General features: G+C 71.9%; 18 protein-coding genes. 16 read left to right on the top strand and 2 right to left on the bottom strand.

Going from position 1 to position 18,188, the window contains the following annotated elements; genetic code table 11:
* Positions 1–91: 91 nt before the first annotated feature.
* Together S1361_RS31125 and S1361_RS31120 are read right to left on the bottom strand one after the other, a co-directional pair.
* A complete protein-coding gene (locus tag S1361_RS31125; RefSeq protein ID WP_208035210.1) occupies positions 92–460 on the bottom strand; it encodes a helix-turn-helix domain-containing protein in 369 nt (122 codons plus the stop codon).
* Positions 457–705 (bottom strand): YkoF family thiamine-binding protein, encoded by a 249-nt coding sequence (locus S1361_RS31120; protein WP_208035209.1) that lies wholly within the window; start codon positions 703–705, stop codon positions 457–459. The genes S1361_RS31125 and S1361_RS31120 overlap by 4 nt, the downstream gene beginning before the upstream one ends.
* A gap of 235 nt (positions 706–940) precedes the next feature.
* Between S1361_RS31120 and S1361_RS31115 the strand changes: the two genes are divergently transcribed.
* From S1361_RS31115 to S1361_RS31040, 16 genes are all read left to right on the top strand, one after another.
* The gene (locus S1361_RS31115; RefSeq protein ID WP_243769362.1) at positions 941–2,008 is read left to right on the top strand and encodes a lytic transglycosylase domain-containing protein; all 1,068 of its coding nucleotides are present in this window, start codon (positions 941–943) and stop codon (positions 2,006–2,008) included.
* A gap of 60 nt (positions 2,009–2,068) precedes the next feature.
* The gene (locus S1361_RS31110) at positions 2,069–3,091 is read left to right on the top strand and encodes an RNA polymerase sigma factor (protein ID WP_208035208.1); all 1,023 of its coding nucleotides are present in this window, start codon (positions 2,069–2,071) and stop codon (positions 3,089–3,091) included.
* Positions 3,092–3,199: 108 nt separating this feature from the next.
* A complete protein-coding gene (locus S1361_RS31105; protein ID WP_208035207.1) occupies positions 3,200–4,129 on the top strand; it encodes an ABC transporter ATP-binding protein in 930 nt (309 codons plus the stop codon).
* Positions 4,126–4,896: an MlaE family ABC transporter permease gene (locus tag S1361_RS31100; protein WP_208035206.1), complete on the top strand. Its 771-nt coding sequence runs from the start codon at positions 4,126–4,128 to the stop codon at positions 4,894–4,896. The genes S1361_RS31105 and S1361_RS31100 overlap by 4 nt, the downstream gene beginning before the upstream one ends.
* Positions 4,897–4,899: 3 nt before the next feature.
* Positions 4,900–5,724 carry an MlaE family ABC transporter permease gene (locus S1361_RS31095; protein WP_208035205.1) on the top strand — a complete coding sequence of 275 codons (825 nt, stop codon included), beginning with the start codon at positions 4,900–4,902 and terminating at the stop codon, positions 5,722–5,724.
* 11 nt (positions 5,725–5,735) lie between these two features.
* A complete protein-coding gene (locus tag S1361_RS31090; RefSeq protein ID WP_208035204.1) occupies positions 5,736–6,983 on the top strand; it encodes an MCE family protein in 1,248 nt (415 codons plus the stop codon).
* Positions 6,980–8,020 carry an MCE family protein gene (locus tag S1361_RS31085; RefSeq protein ID WP_208035203.1) on the top strand — a complete coding sequence of 347 codons (1,041 nt, stop codon included), beginning with the start codon at positions 6,980–6,982 and terminating at the stop codon, positions 8,018–8,020. The genes S1361_RS31090 and S1361_RS31085 overlap by 4 nt, the downstream gene beginning before the upstream one ends.
* Entirely contained in the window at positions 8,017–9,207 is a 1,191-nt protein-coding gene (locus tag S1361_RS31080) for an MCE family protein (protein WP_243769361.1), read from the top strand. The genes S1361_RS31085 and S1361_RS31080 overlap by 4 nt, the downstream gene beginning before the upstream one ends.
* Positions 9,204–10,313, top strand: coding sequence for an MCE family protein (locus tag S1361_RS31075; protein ID WP_208035202.1), 1,110 nt, complete (start codon positions 9,204–9,206; stop codon positions 10,311–10,313). Before S1361_RS31080 ends, S1361_RS31075 begins: the two co-directional genes overlap by 4 nt.
* Positions 10,310–11,602: an MCE family protein gene (locus S1361_RS31070; RefSeq protein WP_208035201.1), complete on the top strand. Its 1,293-nt coding sequence runs from the start codon at positions 10,310–10,312 to the stop codon at positions 11,600–11,602. The genes S1361_RS31075 and S1361_RS31070 overlap by 4 nt, the downstream gene beginning before the upstream one ends.
* Entirely contained in the window at positions 11,599–12,873 is a 1,275-nt protein-coding gene (locus S1361_RS31065) for an MCE family protein (RefSeq protein ID WP_208035200.1), read from the top strand. Before S1361_RS31070 ends, S1361_RS31065 begins: the two co-directional genes overlap by 4 nt.
* Positions 12,870–13,358: a hypothetical protein gene (locus tag S1361_RS31060; protein ID WP_208035199.1), complete on the top strand. Its 489-nt coding sequence runs from the start codon at positions 12,870–12,872 to the stop codon at positions 13,356–13,358. Before S1361_RS31065 ends, S1361_RS31060 begins: the two co-directional genes overlap by 4 nt.
* Before the next feature lie 34 nt (positions 13,359–13,392).
* A complete protein-coding gene (locus S1361_RS31055; protein WP_208035198.1) occupies positions 13,393–14,142 on the top strand; it encodes a hypothetical protein in 750 nt (249 codons plus the stop codon).
* Positions 14,143–14,290: 148 nt separating this feature from the next.
* Positions 14,291–15,130: a TIM barrel protein gene (locus tag S1361_RS31050; RefSeq protein ID WP_208035197.1), complete on the top strand. Its 840-nt coding sequence runs from the start codon at positions 14,291–14,293 to the stop codon at positions 15,128–15,130.
* Positions 15,131–15,261: 131 nt separating this feature from the next.
* Positions 15,262–16,173: a 2-hydroxy-3-oxopropionate reductase gene (locus S1361_RS31045; protein ID WP_208035196.1), complete on the top strand. Its 912-nt coding sequence runs from the start codon at positions 15,262–15,264 to the stop codon at positions 16,171–16,173.
* 173 nt (positions 16,174–16,346) lie between these two features.
* On the top strand, positions 16,347–17,810 hold the full coding sequence (locus tag S1361_RS31040) for a catalase (protein WP_208035195.1): 1,464 nt from the start codon (positions 16,347–16,349) through the stop codon (positions 17,808–17,810).
* The last annotated feature ends 378 nt before the right edge of the window (positions 17,811–18,188 follow it).

Raw genomic sequence — 18,188 nt, 5'->3', positions numbered from 1 at the left:
ACGGGCTGCGAACAGCTAACGCCCTCCGAAACACGACGTCAACACTTTGTTGAAAATTCGGGTTCCCGCGAAGGATGTCCGAGGCCCGGGTTCAGGCCCCCTTCTCCCGGTTGAGGTAGTTGTAGACCGTGAAGCGGCTGACGCCGAGCGCGCTCGCCACGGTCTCCACACCGTGCCGCACGGCGAACGCGCCGCGCGCCTCCAGGCTCCGTACGACCTCCTGCTTGGCCTTGCGGTCCAGGTCGGCCAGCGGCCGGCCCTGGCGGCGCTCCATGGCGGCGAGGATGTGGTCGAGGGAGTCGGCCAGCTGGGGCAGGCGTACGGCGACGACGTCGACGCCCTGCCAGGCGAGGACGACGTCCTCGGGGCCGGCCTCGTCCGGCGGGAGCATCTCCCCGCCCATGGCGTCGACCAGCGGTTTCACCGCCGTGATGAAGGGCTCGTCCCCGTTGCCGGTCATTCGCCCCCTCCGATCACGTTGACCTGTAGCGAGATCCGGGTGGCGCCGGCTTCCAGGGTCTTGCGCAGCAGCGCGTCCACCGCGGTCAGCACCGCGTCGGCGGCGCCCTCCGCCGTGTTGCCGAACGGGCCGACGTCCACCGCGTCCAGCTCCGCCGCCTCGATCACCTCGCGGGCCGCCAGCGCGTGCGCGGGCGCCTCGTCCAGGTCGAAGGGCTCGGTGGTGAACTCCACTTTCAGTCGCACTGTGCCCCCATGGCATCTGCTCCGACCCGCGCGTTCCGCCAGGTCCGCGGCGGCGGGGTGACGACCGCCCGGGCCGCTTGGGGAGACCTTAACGGACGCCCGTGCCCACCCGGCCTCCCGAGCAGCTCCGGCTTTCCCACGGTCTTCCCGCGACGGACGGACCGCCCGCCCGCGTAGAGCAGACGACGCAGACCACACAGGGAGGGGAGCGCGAGTGCGCACATTCGGGAGAGGCGTGTTCAGGGGTGCCAGGGGGACGGCCGTCGCGGCGACGGCGATGGCCGTGCTGACCGCGTCCCAGGCGCCGGGGGCGGTATCGGCGCAGGCCTCGGCGCCCGCACGGAAGGCGGCACCCGGTGAACACGGCCCCAGCGTGTCCGGTGACACCCCGTTCCGCACCGACCTGCCTCCGCTGCGGACACGTGACGGCGCCCCGGAACGGCGGGTGGAGGGTGGTGCACTGCCCGCGAGCGTGTTCGCCGCGTACCGGCGCGCCGAGGCGGAGCTGGCGCGGACCGCGCCCGGCTGCCGGCTGCGCTGGCAGCTGCTGGCCGCGATCGGCCAGGTGGAGTCCGGGCAGGCCCGGGGCGGCCGGGTGACCCCGGACGGTACGACCGTGACACCCGTCCTCGGCCCCCGGCTGACCGGCGGCGCGTTCGCCGTCGTACCGGACACCGACGGCGGCAGGTACGACGGGGACCCGGCGTACGACCGCGCGGTCGGACCGATGCAGTTCATCCCGTCGACCTGGGCCCACTGGGGCGCGGACGGCAACGGGGACGGGCGTGCCGACCCGAACAACGTCTACGACGCGGCGCTGGCCGCCGGCCGCTACCTGTGCGCGGGCGGCCGTGACCTGTCGAATCCGGCGGAGCTGGACCGGGCGATCCTCGGCTACAACCACTCGGAGGCCTATCTGCGCACGGTCCGGGCCTGGTACGCGTACTACCTGACCGGACACCGGGTGGTGCCGGACGCCTCCGGCGGGTCCCGGGCACAGCGGCCGAGGCCGTCCCGTCCGACGACCGCGAAGCCCTCCCCGCAGCCGCCCAGGGACCGGAAGCCGGGTCCGGGCCCGTCCCGCACGCCCTCGGCGCCACCCGCCTCGCCCTCCCCCACCCCATCCCGCGAGCCCCACGCCCCGACGGGGTCGCAGACGCCGCCGATCCCCGTCCCCGAACCGACCCTCACCCTGCCCGGCGGTGGCGAGCTGCCCGGCCCGGGGCCGCTGACCAGCGACGGCCAGGCCGGGCAACGGCTGGAACACGATCGGAGCCTCCCCCTCCACAACCGCGGATACTGAGCGGTAATGTCGCCACCCGCCGGGAGCACAGGACCGGCGGGTGAGTGCGAAGGGGCCCTCATGGCGACGAACATGCCTGCGGACACAGCGGCCGCCGAGGAGCGTTGGCAGCGTATGTGGAGCCACCGTGAGCAGTTGCTCAAGGTGGCCAGGCGCCGCTCGATGAGCCGGGAGGACGCCGAGGACGCCGTGCACGAGGCGATGCTGCGGGCCGCCGAGCGCCGGGACCTCGACGACGAGCGGCTCGGCGCCTGGCTGACGACGGTGACGATGCGCCTGTGCGTCGACCGGCACCGGCAGGTCAGCCGCGAGGCCGAGGTCGGCAGCCGCCCCACGCTCGTCGCGCCGGGCCCGGTGCCGGTCGAGGAGGCGGTGTGTGACCGGGCCGAGGCGAAGTGGCTCGCCGTGCGCAGCGGGGAGCTGCCCGCCCGGCAGGCGGAGGCGCTGCGGCTGAAGTCCGAGGACCTGGACGTGAGCCAGGTCGCCGTGCGGATGGGGCTCAGCTACCGGACCGTCGAGTCACTGCTCGCCCGGGCCCGGCGGACGCTGCGCGCCTCCCTGGCCGGGACGCTCGGACTCGTGCTGTTCCTGGTCGGACGCGGGCGGCCACGCGGTGGCGGGAAGGTGCAGGCCGTGGCGGTCACCTCGACGGCCGCGACCCTGGTGGTGGCCGGGTTCGTGCTGCCGTACGCGCTCGACGGCGGCGACCCGGCCGTCCCGGCTCCGCAGCCGGCGGTGTCCAGCGGGACCCAGCCGCTCCGGAGCGACGGCACCGGGGGCGCGGTGCCTCCGCAGACGCGCAGGCCGTCGGCGGCGGAGCCGAGCCGGGCGGCGACCCGCCCGCCCACCGGCGAGCCCGCCCTCCCCGCGCTTCCCGAGCTGCCGGTGAAGTCCGTGGTGCCGTCCGTGCCGTCGGTACCGACCGTGCCGTCGCTTCCGTCGGCGCCGTCCGTACCGTCGGTGCCGTCGCTTCCGTCGGCACCGACCCTCCCGTCGGCTGCGGCACTCGCCTCCGCGCCGTCTGTGCCGTCGGTCTCCCTGCCCACACCCACCCCGAGCCTGCCCTCCCCGCAGCTGCGGTAGCCCGCCGGGGACGCGGCCGGAAAAATCTCGTGGCCGCCGCGACGGACGCCCCGCCCCTCCCCGTAGAGCAGATGTCGGAGCTGCTCCACGGGCGAAGGGTGGAACCGGATGGGTGTCGAGATCTGTGTGGAAGGGCTGACCAAGTCCTTCGGCCAACAGGTCATCTGGGAGGACGTCTCGCTGACGCTGCCCGCCGGGGAGGTCTCGGTGCTGCTCGGCCCCTCGGGGACGGGCAAGTCGGTGTTCCTCAAGACGCTCGTCGGGCTGCTGAAGCCGGGGCGCGGCTCGGTCAAAGTGGCGGGCCGGGACATCACGCGCCTGCGCGAACGTGACCTGTACGAGGTGCGGAAGCTGTTCGGGGTGCTGTTCCAGGACGGCGCGCTGTTCGGCTCGATGAACCTGTACGACAACATCGCCTTTCCGCTGCGCGAGCACACCCGCAGGTCCGAGAGCGAGATCAGGCGGATCGTCCTGGAGAAGATGGACATGGTCGGGCTGATCGGCGCGGAGGGGAAGCTGCCCGGCGAGATCTCCGGCGGTATGCGCAAGCGGGCCGGGCTCGCCCGGGCCCTGGTCCTCGACCCGGAGATCATCCTGTTCGACGAGCCGGACTCGGGTCTCGACCCGGTGCGCGTGGCCTACCTCAACCAGCTCATCGTCGATCTCAACGCACAGATCGACGCCACCTTCCTGATCGTCACCCACGACATCGCCTCGGCCCGCCAGGTGCCCGACAACATCGGGCTGCTGTTCCGGCGGGAGCTGGTGATGTTCGGGCCTCGCGAGCAGCTGCTGGCCAGTGAGGAACCCGTCGTACGGCAGTTCCTGAACGGCCGGGTGCAGGGGCCGATCGGCATGGCGGAGGAGAAGGACGCGGCCCAGGTCGAGCAGGAGCTGGCCGAGATGGAGGAGGACGGCGCGCCACGGCCACTGACTCCCCGCCTGCTGCCGAGCCCCGGAATCGCGCGCTCGCCCCGCTGGGAGGCGATCGCGCGACGGGAGGCCGAACTGCACGGGACGGGGGTGACGGGCGCATGAGGCTCTCCCCGACGGGTGCGCTCAGACACTCGGGCAACCTGTTCGCGATGGCGCTGGACGTCCTGCGCGCCCTGCCCCGGCGGCCCTTCCAGGCACGGGAGTTCATCCAGCAGGCGTGGTTCGTGGCGAGCGTCACGATCCTGCCGACGGCACTGGTCTCGATCCCGTTCGGGGCGGTCATCGCGCTGCAGATCGGCAGCCTGACCCGGCAGCTGGGCGCGCAGTCCTTCTCCGGTGCCGCGTCCGTGCTCGCCGTGCTGCGCGAGGCCTCGCCGATCGTCACCGCCCTGCTGATCGCGGGCGCGGGCGGTACGGCGATCTGTGCCGACCTCGGGGCGCGCAGGATCCGGGACGAGATCGACGCGATGCAGGTGCTCGGCATCGACCCGATCCACCGGCTCGTCGTACCGCGCGTACTGGCGTCGATGGTCGTGGCCGTGCTGCTCAACGGCCTGGTGTCGGTGGTCGGCGTGGCGGGCGGCTACTTCTTCAACGTCATCCTGCAGAACGGCACCCCCGGCGCCTACCTGGCGTCCTTCACCACTCTCGCCCAGCTGTCCGACCTGTGGGCGGCCGAGATCAAGGCGCTGGTGTTCGGGGCGATCGCCGCGATCGTCGCCTCCCACAAGGGGCTCACCGCGAAGGGCGGCCCGAAGGGCGTGGGCGACGCCGTCAACCAGTCCGTGGTGATCACCTTCATGTTGCTGTTCGTGACCAACTTCGTGATGACCGCGGTGTACTTCCAGGTCGTCCCGCAGAGGGGTTAGCCGATGAGACCGCAGAAAGTCCTCGACCGCCCCTTGCGCTCACTGGAAGAGCTGGGCACCCAACTGTCCTTCTACGGCCGCTCGCTGGCGTGGACCGGCCGCAGCCTGCGCCGCTACAAGAAGGAGATCCTGCGGCTGCTCGCCGAGGTGAGCTTCGGCCGGGGCGCGCTCGCCGTCGTCGGTGGCACGGTCGGCGTGATCGCCTTCCTGTCCTTCTTCACCGGCACCGAGGTCGGCCTCCAGGGCTACGCGGCCCTGAACCAGCTCGGCACGTCGAACTTCGTGGCGTTCCTGTCGGCGTACTTCAACACCCGGGAGATCGCCCCGCTGGTGGCCGGTCTGGCCCTGTCCGCGACGGTCGGTGCCGGGTTCACCGCGCAGCTCGGCGCGATGCGGATCAGCGAGGAGACCGACGCGCTGGAGGTGATGGGCGTGCCGTCGCTGCCGTTCCTGGTGACGACCCGGATGATCGCCGGCTTCGTCGCGGTGATCCCGCTGTACGTGATCGGGCTGCTGTCGTCCTACCTCGCCGCACGCACCATCACCACCGGCTACTACGGGCAGTCGACGGGCACGTACGACCACTACTTCCACCAGTACCTGCCGCCGGTGGACGTGCTGTGGTCCTTCGGCAAGGTGATCGTCTTCGCCGTGCTGATCATCCTGGTGCACTGCTACTACGGCTACTACGCGAGCGGCGGTCCGGCGGGCGTCGGCGTGGCGGTGGGCCGGGCGGTGCGGACCTCGATCGTCGCCGTCAACGTCCTGGACTTCTTCCTGAGCCTCGCGATCTGGGGCGCCAACACGACCGTACGGATCGCGGGGTGAGAGCAGTGGACATGCACCGATGGAGGCTCAGGGTGTACGGCATCGCGTTCCTCGCCGTGCTCACCCTGCTGCTGTCGCTCGCGGTGGCCGTCTACCGGCAGGCGTTCACGCCCGTCGTACGGATCACCCTGGAGGCCGACACCCTCGGCAACCAGCTCGATCCCCGGGCCGACGTCAAACTGCGCGGGCTGCTGGTCGGCGAGGTGCGCGCGGTGCACGCGGACGGCAGGAAGGCGACCCTCGACATCGCGCTCACACCGCGGTACGTCACGTACATCCCCTCCGACGTGCACGCCCGCCTGCTGCCCAAGACGCTGTTCGGCGAGAAGTACGTCGACCTGGTGGCGCCCGCCCACTCCTCCGCCCGTCCCATCCGCGCCGGCGACGTCATCACCCAGGACCGTACGAAGGCCGGCATCGAGGTGCAGCAGCTGATGAACGACCTGCTGCCGCTGCTGCGCACGGTCAGGCCGGGCGAACTGAACGCCACGCTCTCGGCGTTCGCCACCGCGCTGGAGGGCCGCGGTGACCGGATCGGCGACAACCTGACCCGGGTGGAGGGCTATCTGCGCCGCCTCAACCCGCACCTGCCGTCGATCGAGGAGGACATCGCGCGCTTCGCCGACGTCGCCGAGGTGTACGGCGACGCCGCGCCCGACCTGATGCGGATCCTGCGCAGCACGGTCACCACCAGCCGGACGATCGTGGAGAAGCGGGACCAACTGGCGGCGGGACTCCGCTCGACCGCCGCCGTGGCGGGCACGGCGAACGACTTCCTGTCCGCCAACGGCGACCGGATGATCACCCTGGGCCGGGTCTCCCGCCCCACGCTGGAGCTGTTCGCCCGCTACTCCCCCGAGTACCCGTGCCTGTTCCAGGGCCTGGTCCGGCAGGAGAAGGCGTCGGAGGACGCGTTCCGGGGCGGCGAGATGCGGATCACCCTGGAGGTCGTACGGCCCCAAGGCGCCTACCGGCCCGGTGAGGAGCCGGTCTACGGCGAGCGGTCGGGGCCGAACTGCCGCGGGCTGCCGCATCCGCAGGTGCCCGGGCCGAAACCCCATCTCGACGACGGTACGTCGGCCGGAACTCCCGGCGGCGCTGTTCCCGGAGGTGTCAACGTGTCCGCCACCGAGGCCGAGCAACGGGCCGTCGGCTCGCTCGTGGCCCCCGTCCTGGGCGTCCCCGCGGACGAGGTGCCGCCCGTCGCGACCCTGCTGTTCGGGCCGCTCGCGCGCGGAACGGCGGTGAGTGTCGCATGAGCAGGGCAGGAGCCCGGCAGACCGCCGCCCCGCTGATCAAGTTCAGCCTCTTCGCACTGGTCACGGTGGCGGCGACGGCCCTGCTGGCCGCCACCATCGTCAACGTCTCCTTCACCCCGAAGGACAGCTACCACGCGGTGTTCACCGACGTGACCGGGCTGGAGACCGGGGACGACATCCGGGTGGCCGGCGTGCGGGTCGGGGAGGTCGAGGACATCCGGATCAAGAACCGGACCCTGGCCGAGGTCACGTTCACCGTGACCACGAACCGGCCGCTGCTCGCGGGCACCCACGCGGTCGTCCGCTACCGCAACCTGGTCGGGCAGCGGTACATCGCGCTGACCGAGGGCACCGGCGACGGCTCCCGGCGTCTTCCGCCCGGCGGCACCATCCCGCTGTCCCGGACCCGGCCGGCGCTGGACCTCAACGCCCTGCTGAACGGCTTCAAGCCGCTGTTCGCCGCGCTCAGCCCGAGCGACGTCAACCAGCTCGCCACCGAGATCATCCGGACCCTCCAGGGCGAGGGCGGCACGGTGAACAGCCTGCTCGCGCACACCGCCTCGCTGACCACGACCCTCGCCGACCGCGACCGGCTGATCGGCTCGGTGATCGACAACCTCAACACCGTGCTTCGGACGCTCGACAAGCGCGGTTCACGTTTCTCCGATCTGCTCACACAGCTGCGCCGGGTGATCTCCGGGCTGTCCGCCGACCGCAGGCCCATCGGGAAGTCCCTGGTGAGCATCGGCGATCTCACGCAGGTGACGGCGGGGCTGCTGAAGGACGCGCGTCCACCGCTGAAGGACGACATCGCCGGGCTCGGCGAGCTCACCGGAACCCTGAACGACAACGAGAAGACCGTGGAGGGCGTCCTGCAACGGCTGCCGAACAAGCTCGACAAGCTGACCGGGACGGCGTCCTACGGCTCCTGGTTCAACTTCTACCTCTGCGACTTCGACGGACGGATCGTGCTGCCGAAGACGAAGCAGGTGATCACCCCGGAGCTGCACGTGGCGCGGGCGAGGTGTGGCGGATGAGACTGCGTGCCCCACGGCAGCGCCGGCCCGAGCCCCTGGTGAAGGTGCGCGTCCTGCCGCCCAGGCTGCCGGCACTCCCCCGGCTGCCGATGCGCAAGCCCCGCCCCGAGCCCCTGGTCAAGGTGCGCGTCCTGCCGCCCAAGCTGCCCGGGATCCGGCTGGGGCGCCCGCGCCCGAAGCCGTTCCGTGCGGGGTCACCTGCCACGCCCCTCCGGCAGTGGCGGAGGAACCCCGTCGTCATCGGCGCCGTCGGCCTCACCCTCCTCGCGCTGCTCACGGTCGCCGCCTTCAACGCCGACAGCCTGCCGCTGATCGGCGGCGGCGAGACGTACAGCGCGGCCTTCTCGGAGGCGGGCGGGCTCAAGCCGGGTGACGAGGTGCGGATCGCCGGGGTCAAGGTCGGCAAGGTGGAGGACGTCGGCCTGGACGGCGACCACGTCAAGGTCACCTTCAAGGTGAAGGGCGACCCGGCGTTCGGCACCGGCACGGGCGCGTCGATCCGGGTCAAGACGATCCTCGGCGCCAAGTACCTCGCCCTGCACCCGAAGGGGCCGGGGCAGCTGAGGCCGGGCAGCGAGATCCCGCTCCGGCGGACCGTGTCGGCGTACGACGTCGTCCAGGCCTTCAGCGATCTCACCACCACCACCGAGGAGGTCGACACGGACCGCCTGGCGAAGGCCCTGGACACGATCTCCGTCACTTTCCAGGACTCGCCCGCACAGGTGCGGGCGTCGATCAAGGGACTGTCGAGGATCTCCCGGACCGTCGCCGCCCGCGACAAGGCGCTGCGCGGGCTCCTCGACCACGCGAACGGAGTCACGAAGGTGCTGGCGGACCACACGAAGGACTTCTCCGCGCTGGTGGAGGACGGCGACGCGTTGTTCAAGGAGATCGCCAAACGGCGCGCGGCGATCCACAAGCTGCTCACCGGCTCGGCGCTGCTGGGCATCGAACTGTCCGGCCTGGTCGACGACAACAGCAAGGAGATCGGGCCCGCCCTGAAGAACCTCCACACCTTCGTGACGATGCTCGAACGCAACCAGAAGAGCCTCGACCGCAGCGTCCGGTTGCTCGCGCCGTACGTGCGGCTCTTCACCAACACCCTGGGCAACGGCCGCTGGTTCGACTCCTACGTCCAGAACATGGTCGCCGCCCCGGTCACGCCACGGACGGGAGGCACCCGATGACCCGCAGACTCCTCGCCCTGTGCACCGCGCTCGGTGTCGTCGCGGCGCTCGCCGTGGTCCTGTGGCCGAGCCCGGACCCGGTCCGCGTCACCGCGTACTTCCCGCGCACCGTCGGCATCTACCCCGGCTCCGACGTCCGCGTCCTCGGCGTCCGCATCGGCGAGGTCACGAAGATCACGCCGGAGGGCGGCCGGGTCCGGGTGGAGCTGGAGTACGACCAGGGCCGCAAGATCCCCGCGGACGCGCAGGCCGCCATCGTCAACTCGTCGGTGGTCAGCGACCGTTACGTGCAGCTGCTGCCGGTGTACCGCAAGGGCGCGGTGCTGCGGGACGGTGACGTCATCCCCGAGTCCCGTACGGCCGTCCCCGTCGAGCTGGACCGGATCTTCGACAGCCTGCACAGCACCGCCGAGGCCCTGGGCCCGGACGGCGCCAACGACAAGGGCTCGCTCTCCCGGCTGCTCGGGGTGAGCGCGGACAACCTCCAGGGGCAGGGCGAGAACCTCAACCAGACGGTCGAGGACCTCTCCCAGGCGGTCACCACGCTGTCGGACGGGCGCGGTGACCTGTTCGGGACCGTGCGCAACCTTCAGGTGTTCACCACGGCACTGGCGGCGGACGACCGGAGCGTGCGGTCGTTCAACACCGACCTCGCCGACGTGGCCGGGCAACTGGCCGGCGAGCGCAAGGACCTGGCGGCCGCGCTGAAGTACCTGGCAGCGGCGCTCGGTGACGTGTCCGGCTTCGTGAAGGGCAACAAGAAGGCGCTGACCGGGGACGTGAAGGGGCTGAGCCGGGTCACCAAGGTGCTCGTCAGCCAACGGGCGGCACTGGCCGAGCTGTTGGACGTCGCCCCCACGGGCCTGTCGAACCTGCAGAACGCCTACAACCCCGCGGCCGGCACGCTCGACACCCGCAACAACGCGCAGACGGCGCAGGATCCGGCGTCGCTGCTGTGCTCGGTCCTGAAGACGACCGGGGAGGACCACGACGACTGTGCCGGGCTGAAGAGGCTCTTCGCCTCACTGCCCGAGGTCCCGGCGGTCCCGGCGACGGCGGGCACGGTCGACAGGACCCTCGGCGGGATCCTGGGGGCACGGGCATGAGCGTACGGCGCACGGGGCGGGTGGCCGCCTGGACGGTGGTCGGCTCGCTGCTGCTGACCGGCTGCGAGTTCAACGGCTGGTACGACCTCCCGCTCCCCGGAGGGGCCGCCTCGGACGGCCACGCCTACCACGTCACGGTCGAGTTCATGGACGTACTGGACCTGGTGCCGCAGTCCGCGGTCAAGGTCGACAACGTCACCGTGGGCGCGGTCGAGAAGGTGGAGCTGGACGGCTGGCACGCGCGCGTGCGGCTCAGGATCGCCGACTCGGTGAAGCTGCCCGGCAACGCGGTCGCGGGCCTGAGGCAGACCAGCATGCTCGGCGAGAAGTACGTGGCCCTGTCCGCCCCGGCCGGCACCGCGCCCGTGGGACGGCTCCGCGACGGCGACCGCATCCCGCTGTCCCGCAGCGGCCGCAACCCGGAGGTCGAGGAGGTGCTGTCGGCGCTGTCCGCGCTGCTCAACGGCGGCGGCGTGGCCCAGCTGAAGACGATCACCGTCGAGCTGAACAAGGCCCTGGACGGTCGCGAGGACCGGGTCAGGTCGCTGTTGAAGCAGCTCGACACCTTCCTCGGCGGCCTCGACGACCAGCGGGCGGAGATCGTGCGCGCGCTCAGGGGCGTCGACCGGCTGGCCGCGCGGCTGGGGAAGGAGAAGAAGACGATCGCCCTGGCGGTGGACACCATGCCGCCCGCACTGAAGGCCCTGGCCGGCCAGCGCCGGGACCTGACGAAGATGCTCACCGCCCTGTCCAGGCTCGGCAAGACCGGCACCAGGGTCGTGAACGCCTCCCGGGACGACACCGTCGCCGACCTCAAGAAGCTCCGGCCCATCCTGCAGGAGCTGAACAAGGCGGGCGACGACCTGCCCGACTCGCTGGAGATCCTCACCACGTACCCGTTCCCGCGCAACGCCACCGACGCCATCAAGGGCGACTACGTCAACCTGAAGATCACCGCCGACCTGGACCTGGCGGGTCTCTACGGCAACGTCGACGACGGACCGGGCAAGGGCGGGAGGTCCCCGGCACCCAAGGCCCCGGATCTTCCCGGCGTCCCCACGCCCACCCCCCTGCCGTCCGTGCCGTCACTGCCGTCCCTCCCGGCCAGGCCGTCCCCGCCGGACACCCCGTCCGTGCCCCCCGCGCCCTCGGCGCCCTCCGACGGCAGCACCCTGCTGTGCCCGCCGGTGTGCACCGCCGCCTACGGCACGGGAAACGGTTCGCGCCGCCTCCCGGCCGGGGTCGACCTCGGCCTCGCCGAGCTGATGCTGAAGGGGATACTGCCGTGATCACACGTACGGTCAAGGCCCAGTTGCTCGCCTTCGCGGCCGTCACCGCCCTCGGGGTGTCGTACGTCGGCGTCCGGTACACGGGCTTGGTGGACGACGTCCTCTCCCGCGGCTACACCGTGCGCGCCGACTTCGCCGAGTCCGGGGGCGTCTTCCCCGGCGCCGAGGTCACCTACCGCGGTGTGCCGGTGGGCCGCGTGGGTGATCTGAGTCCGACCGGGTCGGGGGTCTCGGTGGCGCTCAGGATCGAGGACGGCGCCCCGAGGATCCCGGCCGACACGCTCGCGGTGATCGCCGACCGTTCGGCGGTGGGCGAGCAGTACGTCGACCTCCAGCCGCGGGGGCCGGGCGGGCCGTACCTCATGGACGGCAGCCCGATCCCACGCAGCCGCACCCGGACCCCGCTGCCGGTCACCGACCTGGTCCTCAGCCTGGACCGGCTGGTCACCTCGGTCGGCAAGGACGACCTGCGGACCACCGTGGACGAGCTGGGCAAGGCGTTCTCCGGCACCGGACCCCGGCTGAGCCGCCTGGTGGACTCCGGCAACGCGCTGGTGGAGTCGGCGTCCGCGTCGCTCCCCCAGACGGTGTCGCTGATCGAGGACTCGCGGAAGGTGCTCAGGACGCAGGCCGACCAGGGTTCGGCCATCAAGTCGTTCTCCCGCGATCTGGCCAGGCTCACCGAGCAGCTGAAGTCGAGCGACGGGGACCTGCGCCGGCTGATCGGCACCACCGTGCCCGCCACGCGGGAGGTCGACTCCCTGCTGAAGTCCACGCGGACGCATGTGCCGGTGCTGCTGGCCAACCTCATCAGCGGCGGCCAGGTCACCGTGGCCCGGCTGCCCGGCGTCGAGCAGGCCCTGGTCACGCTCCCGCTCAATGTCGCGGGCAGCTACACGGTCATACCCGGCGACGGCACCACCCACTTCGGGCTCACCGTGAACGCCGACGACCCGCCCGCGTGCACCCGGGGCTACGGCACCCGGTGGCGGGACCCCGCCGACACCGGCCCCCGCCCGGCGAACACGCAGGCGCGCTGCACGGCACCGCGCGGCGGCAGCACCTCGGTGCGCGGAGCGCAGAACGCCCCCGGCGCCACGACCGGTTCGGCCGGCGCCGACCGGGCCGCGTTCGTGGCTCCGTACGACCCGGAGACCGGCACCGTGGCCGGCCCGGACGGAAGGCCCGTCGAGATCGGCTCGACGGGCGGAGAACAGAGCGTGTTCGGAAAGGAGTCGTGGCAATGGCTGCTCGTGGGACCGATGGCATGACAGGGGGACGCAGGAGACTGCTGTCGGCGGGGCTCGTCACCGCGACCGTCCTGACGACCGCGCTGTCCGTGTGGCTGGGCCTGAGACTGGCCGACCAGCGGGAGGCGGAGCAGCGCCGTCAGGACGTCCTGGCGGCGGCCCGCCAGTCGGCGCTGAACTTCACCTCGCTCGACTACCGGCACTACGACCGGGACAGCGGCAACGTGCTCAAGGGCGCCACCGGCGATTTCAGGAAGCAGTTCGCCGCGCAGACCCGGCAGCTGACGAAGCTCGTCGCGCAGAACAGGTCGGTGTCGGAGGGGCAGGTCCTGGAAGCGGGCATCGTGCGGTCCGACGAGCGTTCCGCCCGGGTCCTGGTCGTGGCCGACAGCAAGGTGAGCAACACCGCCGCGCCCGAGGGCCAGGCGCGCACCTACCGGCTGCAGCTCGACCTCGTGCGCGTGGGCGGCCGCTGGCTGACCTCCGACGTCACGTTCGTGGGCTGACCCGCCGGTGAGGCCATCAGTGAGGAGAGACACCGTGGTGAACCAGACCTCCCGCACCCGCGGCAGCGGCTCCCCGGCCCGCCGCACCCTGACCGCGGCCGCCCGCGCGGCGGCCAAGCGCGCCGGACGGCCCGCGCACCCCGGGCGCGGTGCCGGCCAGGAGGAGGGGAGCACCTCCGGGCGCACCCTGCTCATCGACCCCCCGGCGGCCGGCTGGGAGGACCCGCCGGAGCCCGAGCCGTTCGAGGAGGAGCCGGCGGAGAGCCCACCCCCGGGCCGGGCCGGGCGGAGGGTGCTCACCGCGGTGCTGGGGGTCGTCCTCGTGGCGGCCCTGGTCGTGGCCGCCGTGCTCGGGTGGCGGTACCAGGAGGGGCGGCAGACGGAGCAGGCCCGCGGCGAGGCCCTCGCGGCCGCACGGAAGGCGGCGCCGGTCGTGCTGTCGTACGACTACCGGCACCTGGACCGGGACTTCGGCCGGGCCAGGGGCCTGCTGACCGGGCGCTTCCGGGACCAGTACGGCAAGACCACGAAGACGGTGGTCACGCCGACCGCGACGAAGTACCACGGCGTGGTGAAGGCGACCGTGGCCACGCCTTCCGACGGCGGCGCCCCGGCTGTCTCCGTCGTGTCGGCCGCCCCGCACAGGGCCGTCGTGCTGCTCTTCGTCAACCAGGTCACCGAGAGCACCCAGGTCTCGGCGCCCCGTCTGGACTTGAACCGGGTGCGGATGACCCTCACCCGCACCTCCGACGGCTGGAAGGTGAGCAGCGTGGACGCCCTCTGACCAGGCCTGCGTCAGTGCCCTCGCGCGATATGCGCGGGGGCACTTTTTCGTGGGCTCTCTTGACAGCCCTCCCTCCCCCCAGGCAGTCTTCCAATACGCAGAAACAAACTTCCACATTATGGAATTACAGGAAGGGAGCGCCGCCCCCGTGGGATTTGCAGACCAGCGCTTCAACGTCAACCTGTCGATCCTCTTCACGGAACTCCCGCTCCTGGAGCGTCCCGCGGCCGCCGCCGCGGCGGGCTTCTCCGCGGTCGAGCTGTGGTGGCCCTGGACCGACTCCCCCACCCCCGCGCGGTCCGAGCTGGACGCCCTGAAGAAGGCGATCGAGGACGCGGGCGTCCGGCTCACGGGGCTGAACTTCTACGCCGGCCGGCTGCCGGGCCCGGACCGCGGCGCCCTGTCGGTCCCCGGCGAGGAGTCGGAGAGGTTCCGCGCCAACATCGACGTGGCCGCCGGCTTCGCCGCCTCCCTCGGCTGCACGGCGCTCAACGCGCTCTACGGCAACCGCGTCGAGGGCGTGGACCCGGGCGAGCAGGACGCGCTCGCCCTGGAGAACCTGGCCCTCGCGGCCCGGGCGGCCGACCGGATCGGCGCGATCCTGCTGATCGAGGCCCTCAACCAGCCCGAGTCGCCGCTGTACCCGCTGGTGTCGGCGCCGGCCGCGGTGGAGGTCGTCGACCAGGTGAACGCGGCGACGGGCCTCGGCAACGCGAAGTTCCTCATGGACCTGTACCACCTGTCCATGAACGGCGAGGACCTGCCCTCGGTCATCGAGCGGTACGCGGCGCGGACCGGCCACGTCCAGATCGCCGACAACCCGGGCCGCGGCGCGCCCGGCACGGGTTCGCTCCCGCTGGAGGAGCTGCTCGACCAGCTGAAGAAGGCCGGCTACGACGGCTGGGTGGGCCTGGAGTACAAGCCGGGCGACCGCCCGAGCGCCGAGGCGTTCGCCTGGCTGCCGGCCGAAGCCCGCGCCGCCCGCTGAAGCCCCCGGGGGCTGCGCCGCCAGACCCCCGCATCGGCCTTCGGTCCCGTCCCCGGACGCCGGCGGGCCGGTTTCACCGAGGCCCGCCACACAGCAGACGCATTGCCCCAGTCAGAGAGGCACCCCCGATCATGAGCAACGCCCCCACGTCCCACCCGGCCCGTCCGGCGATCGCCTGGATCGGTCTCGGCATCATGGGCTCCCCCATGTCCGAGAACCTGATCAAGGCGGGTTACCAGGTCACCGGCTACACGCTGGAGCAGGAGAAGCTGGACCGGCTGGCCGCCGCCGGCGGGAAGGCCGCCGGCTCGATCGCCGAGGCCGTGCGGGACGCCGACGTGGTCATCACGATGGTCCCCGCCTCCCCGCAGGTCGAGGCCATCGCCTACGGCCCGGACGGCATCCTGGAGAACACCCGGCCGGGCGCCCTGCTGATCGACATGTCCTCGATCACCCCGCAGACCTCCGTCGACCTCGCAAAGGCCGCCAGGGACAAGGGTGTGCGCGTGCTGGACGCCCCGGTGTCCGGTGGTGAGGCCGGCGCGATCGAGGCGGTACTGTCGATCATGGTCGGCGGCGAGCAGGCCGACTTCGACGAGGCCAGGCCGATCTTCGAGGCGCTCGGCAGGACCATCGTGCTGTGCGGTCCGCACGGCTCCGGCCAGACCGTGAAGGCCGCCAACCAGCTGATCGTCGCCGTGAACATCCAGGCGTGCGCCGAGGCCGTGGTCTTCCTGGAGAAGTCGGGCGTGGACCTGGCGGCCGCGCTGGACGTCCTGGGCGGCGGCCTCGCGGGCTCCACCGTACTGACGCGCAAGAAGGACAACTTCCTGAACCGCGACTTCAAGCCGGGCTTCCGCATCGACCTGCACCACAAGGACATGGGCATCGTCACCGACGCCGCCCGCACCGTCGGCGCGGCCCTGCCGGTCGGCGCCGTGGTCGCCCAGCTGGTCGCCTCCCTGCGCGCCCAGGGTGACGGCGGCCTGGACCACTCGGCCCTGCTGCGGGCCGTGGAGCGCCTGTCCGGCGCCCAGGTCTGACACCTCCCCCGAAACTTCCGGGCCGCGGTGCCGCCGACACCTGTCCTGTCGCGCCCAGGCGGCGCCGCGGCCCGGAATCGACTTCAACAAACTGTTGACGCTCGGACCACCCCACTTCTAGGCTCCACGAAGCGGAAACAGGTTTCCGCTGACACCCGCACGGAAGGTCCACGATGTCGAAGCGCGTGCTCACCACCGAGTCCGGCGCCCCGGTCGCCGACAACCAGAACTCCGCCTCCGCCGGCGTCGGAGGCCCGCTGTTGATCCAGGACCAGCACCTCCTGGAGAAGCTCGCGCGCTTCAACCGCGAGCGGATCCCGGAGCGTGTGGTGCACGCCCGCGGCTCCGGCGCGTACGGCCACTTCGAGGTGACGGACGACGTCACCGGCTTCACCCACGCCGCCTTCCTGAGCGAGATCGGCAAGCGCACCGAGGTGTTCCTGCGCTTCTCGACGGTCGCCGACTCCCTCGGCGGTGCCGACGCGGTCCGCGACCCGCGCGGTTTCGCCGTGAAGTTCTACACCGAGGAGGGCAACTACGACCTCGTCGGCAACAACACCCCGGTGTTCTTCATCAAGGACCCGGTCAAGTTCCCCGACTTCATCCACTCGCAGAAGCGGGACCCGTTCACCGGCAGGCAGGAGCCGGACAACGTGTGGGACTTCTGGGCGCACTCCCCCGAGGCCACGCACCAGGTGACCTGGCTGATGGGCGACCGCGGCATCCCGGCGTCGTACCGGCACATGAACGGCTACGGCTCGCACACCTACCAGTGGACGAACGCGGACGGCGAGGCCTTCTTCGTCAAGTACCACTTCAAGACCAACCAGGGCATCCGCTGCCTGTCCACCGAGCAGGCGCAGGAACTGGCGGGCAAGGACCCCAACTCCCACCAGACCGACCTGCTCCAGGCGATCGAGCGGGGCGTGCACCCGTCCTGGACGCTGTACGTCCAGATCATGCCGGCGGCCGAGGCCGCCGACTACCGCTTCAACCCGTTCGACCTGACCAAGGTCTGGCCGCACGCGGACCACCCGCTGCGGCGCGTGGGCCGCCTGGTCCTGGACCGCAACCCGGACAACGTGTTCGCCGAGGTCGAGCAGGCCGCGTTCTCCCCGAACAACTTCGTGCCCGGCATCGGCCCGTCCCCGGACAAGATGCTCCAGGGCCGGCTGTTCGCCTACGCCGACGCCCACCGCTACCGCCTCGGCGTCAACCACACCCAGCTCCCGGTGAACGCCCCGAAGGCGGTCCCGGGCGGCGCGCAGAACTACGGCCGCGACGGCCTGATGGCGCTCAACGCGCAGGGCCGCCACGCCAGGAACTACGAGCCGAACTCCTACGACGGCCCGGTGGAGACCGGCCGCCCGCTGTCGGCCCCGCTGGCCGTCCACGGCCACACGGGCACCCACGAGGCGCCCCTGCACACCAAGGACGACGACTTCTTCCAGGCGGGCGAGCTGTACCGCCTGCTGTCCGAGGAGGAGAAGTCCCGCCTGATCGCGAACATCGCCGGCGGCCTCTCGCAGGTCTCCCGCGACGACGTGATCGAGAAGAACCTGGCCCACTTCCACGCCGCCGACCCCGAGTACGGCGAGCGCGTGGCGGAGGCGGTCCGCGCCCTGCGCGAGGACTGAGTCACCAGGACGCAAGCAGCGTACGGGATCTGACGGGAGGTCATGATCCCGCACGCGGCCCGCGCAGCACGCCCGGCGGCCCGGATGAGGGGTGGCCGCCGGACGAAGGGCGCGGGCAGGGCGAGGACCGCGGTGGAGGTCCCCCCGTTCGAGCGAAGTCGAGAACAGGGGGAGTGCGAGCCAGTGCGGTGGTCAAGGACCGGGCCCCTTCTCGACCAGAGGGAAGGGGCACCCGGCTCCGTCGCCGCCACCGCGGTCCCACCCGGCCCCGTCCCGGGGCCCACCCGCCCCGTCCGGCGGCGCGAACGACCTGTCGCGCCCAGCCTCGCGCCGTCGGACGGCAACCAACGCTCCCTGTGCCGGGTCCCCCGGCGAGGG

The sequence above is a fragment of the Streptomyces cyanogenus genome (genome assembly GCF_017526105.1).
GTDB lineage: Bacteria > Actinomycetota > Actinomycetes > Streptomycetales > Streptomycetaceae > Streptomyces > Streptomyces cyanogenus.
This window is presented reverse-complemented; position numbering and strand designations above follow the sequence as displayed.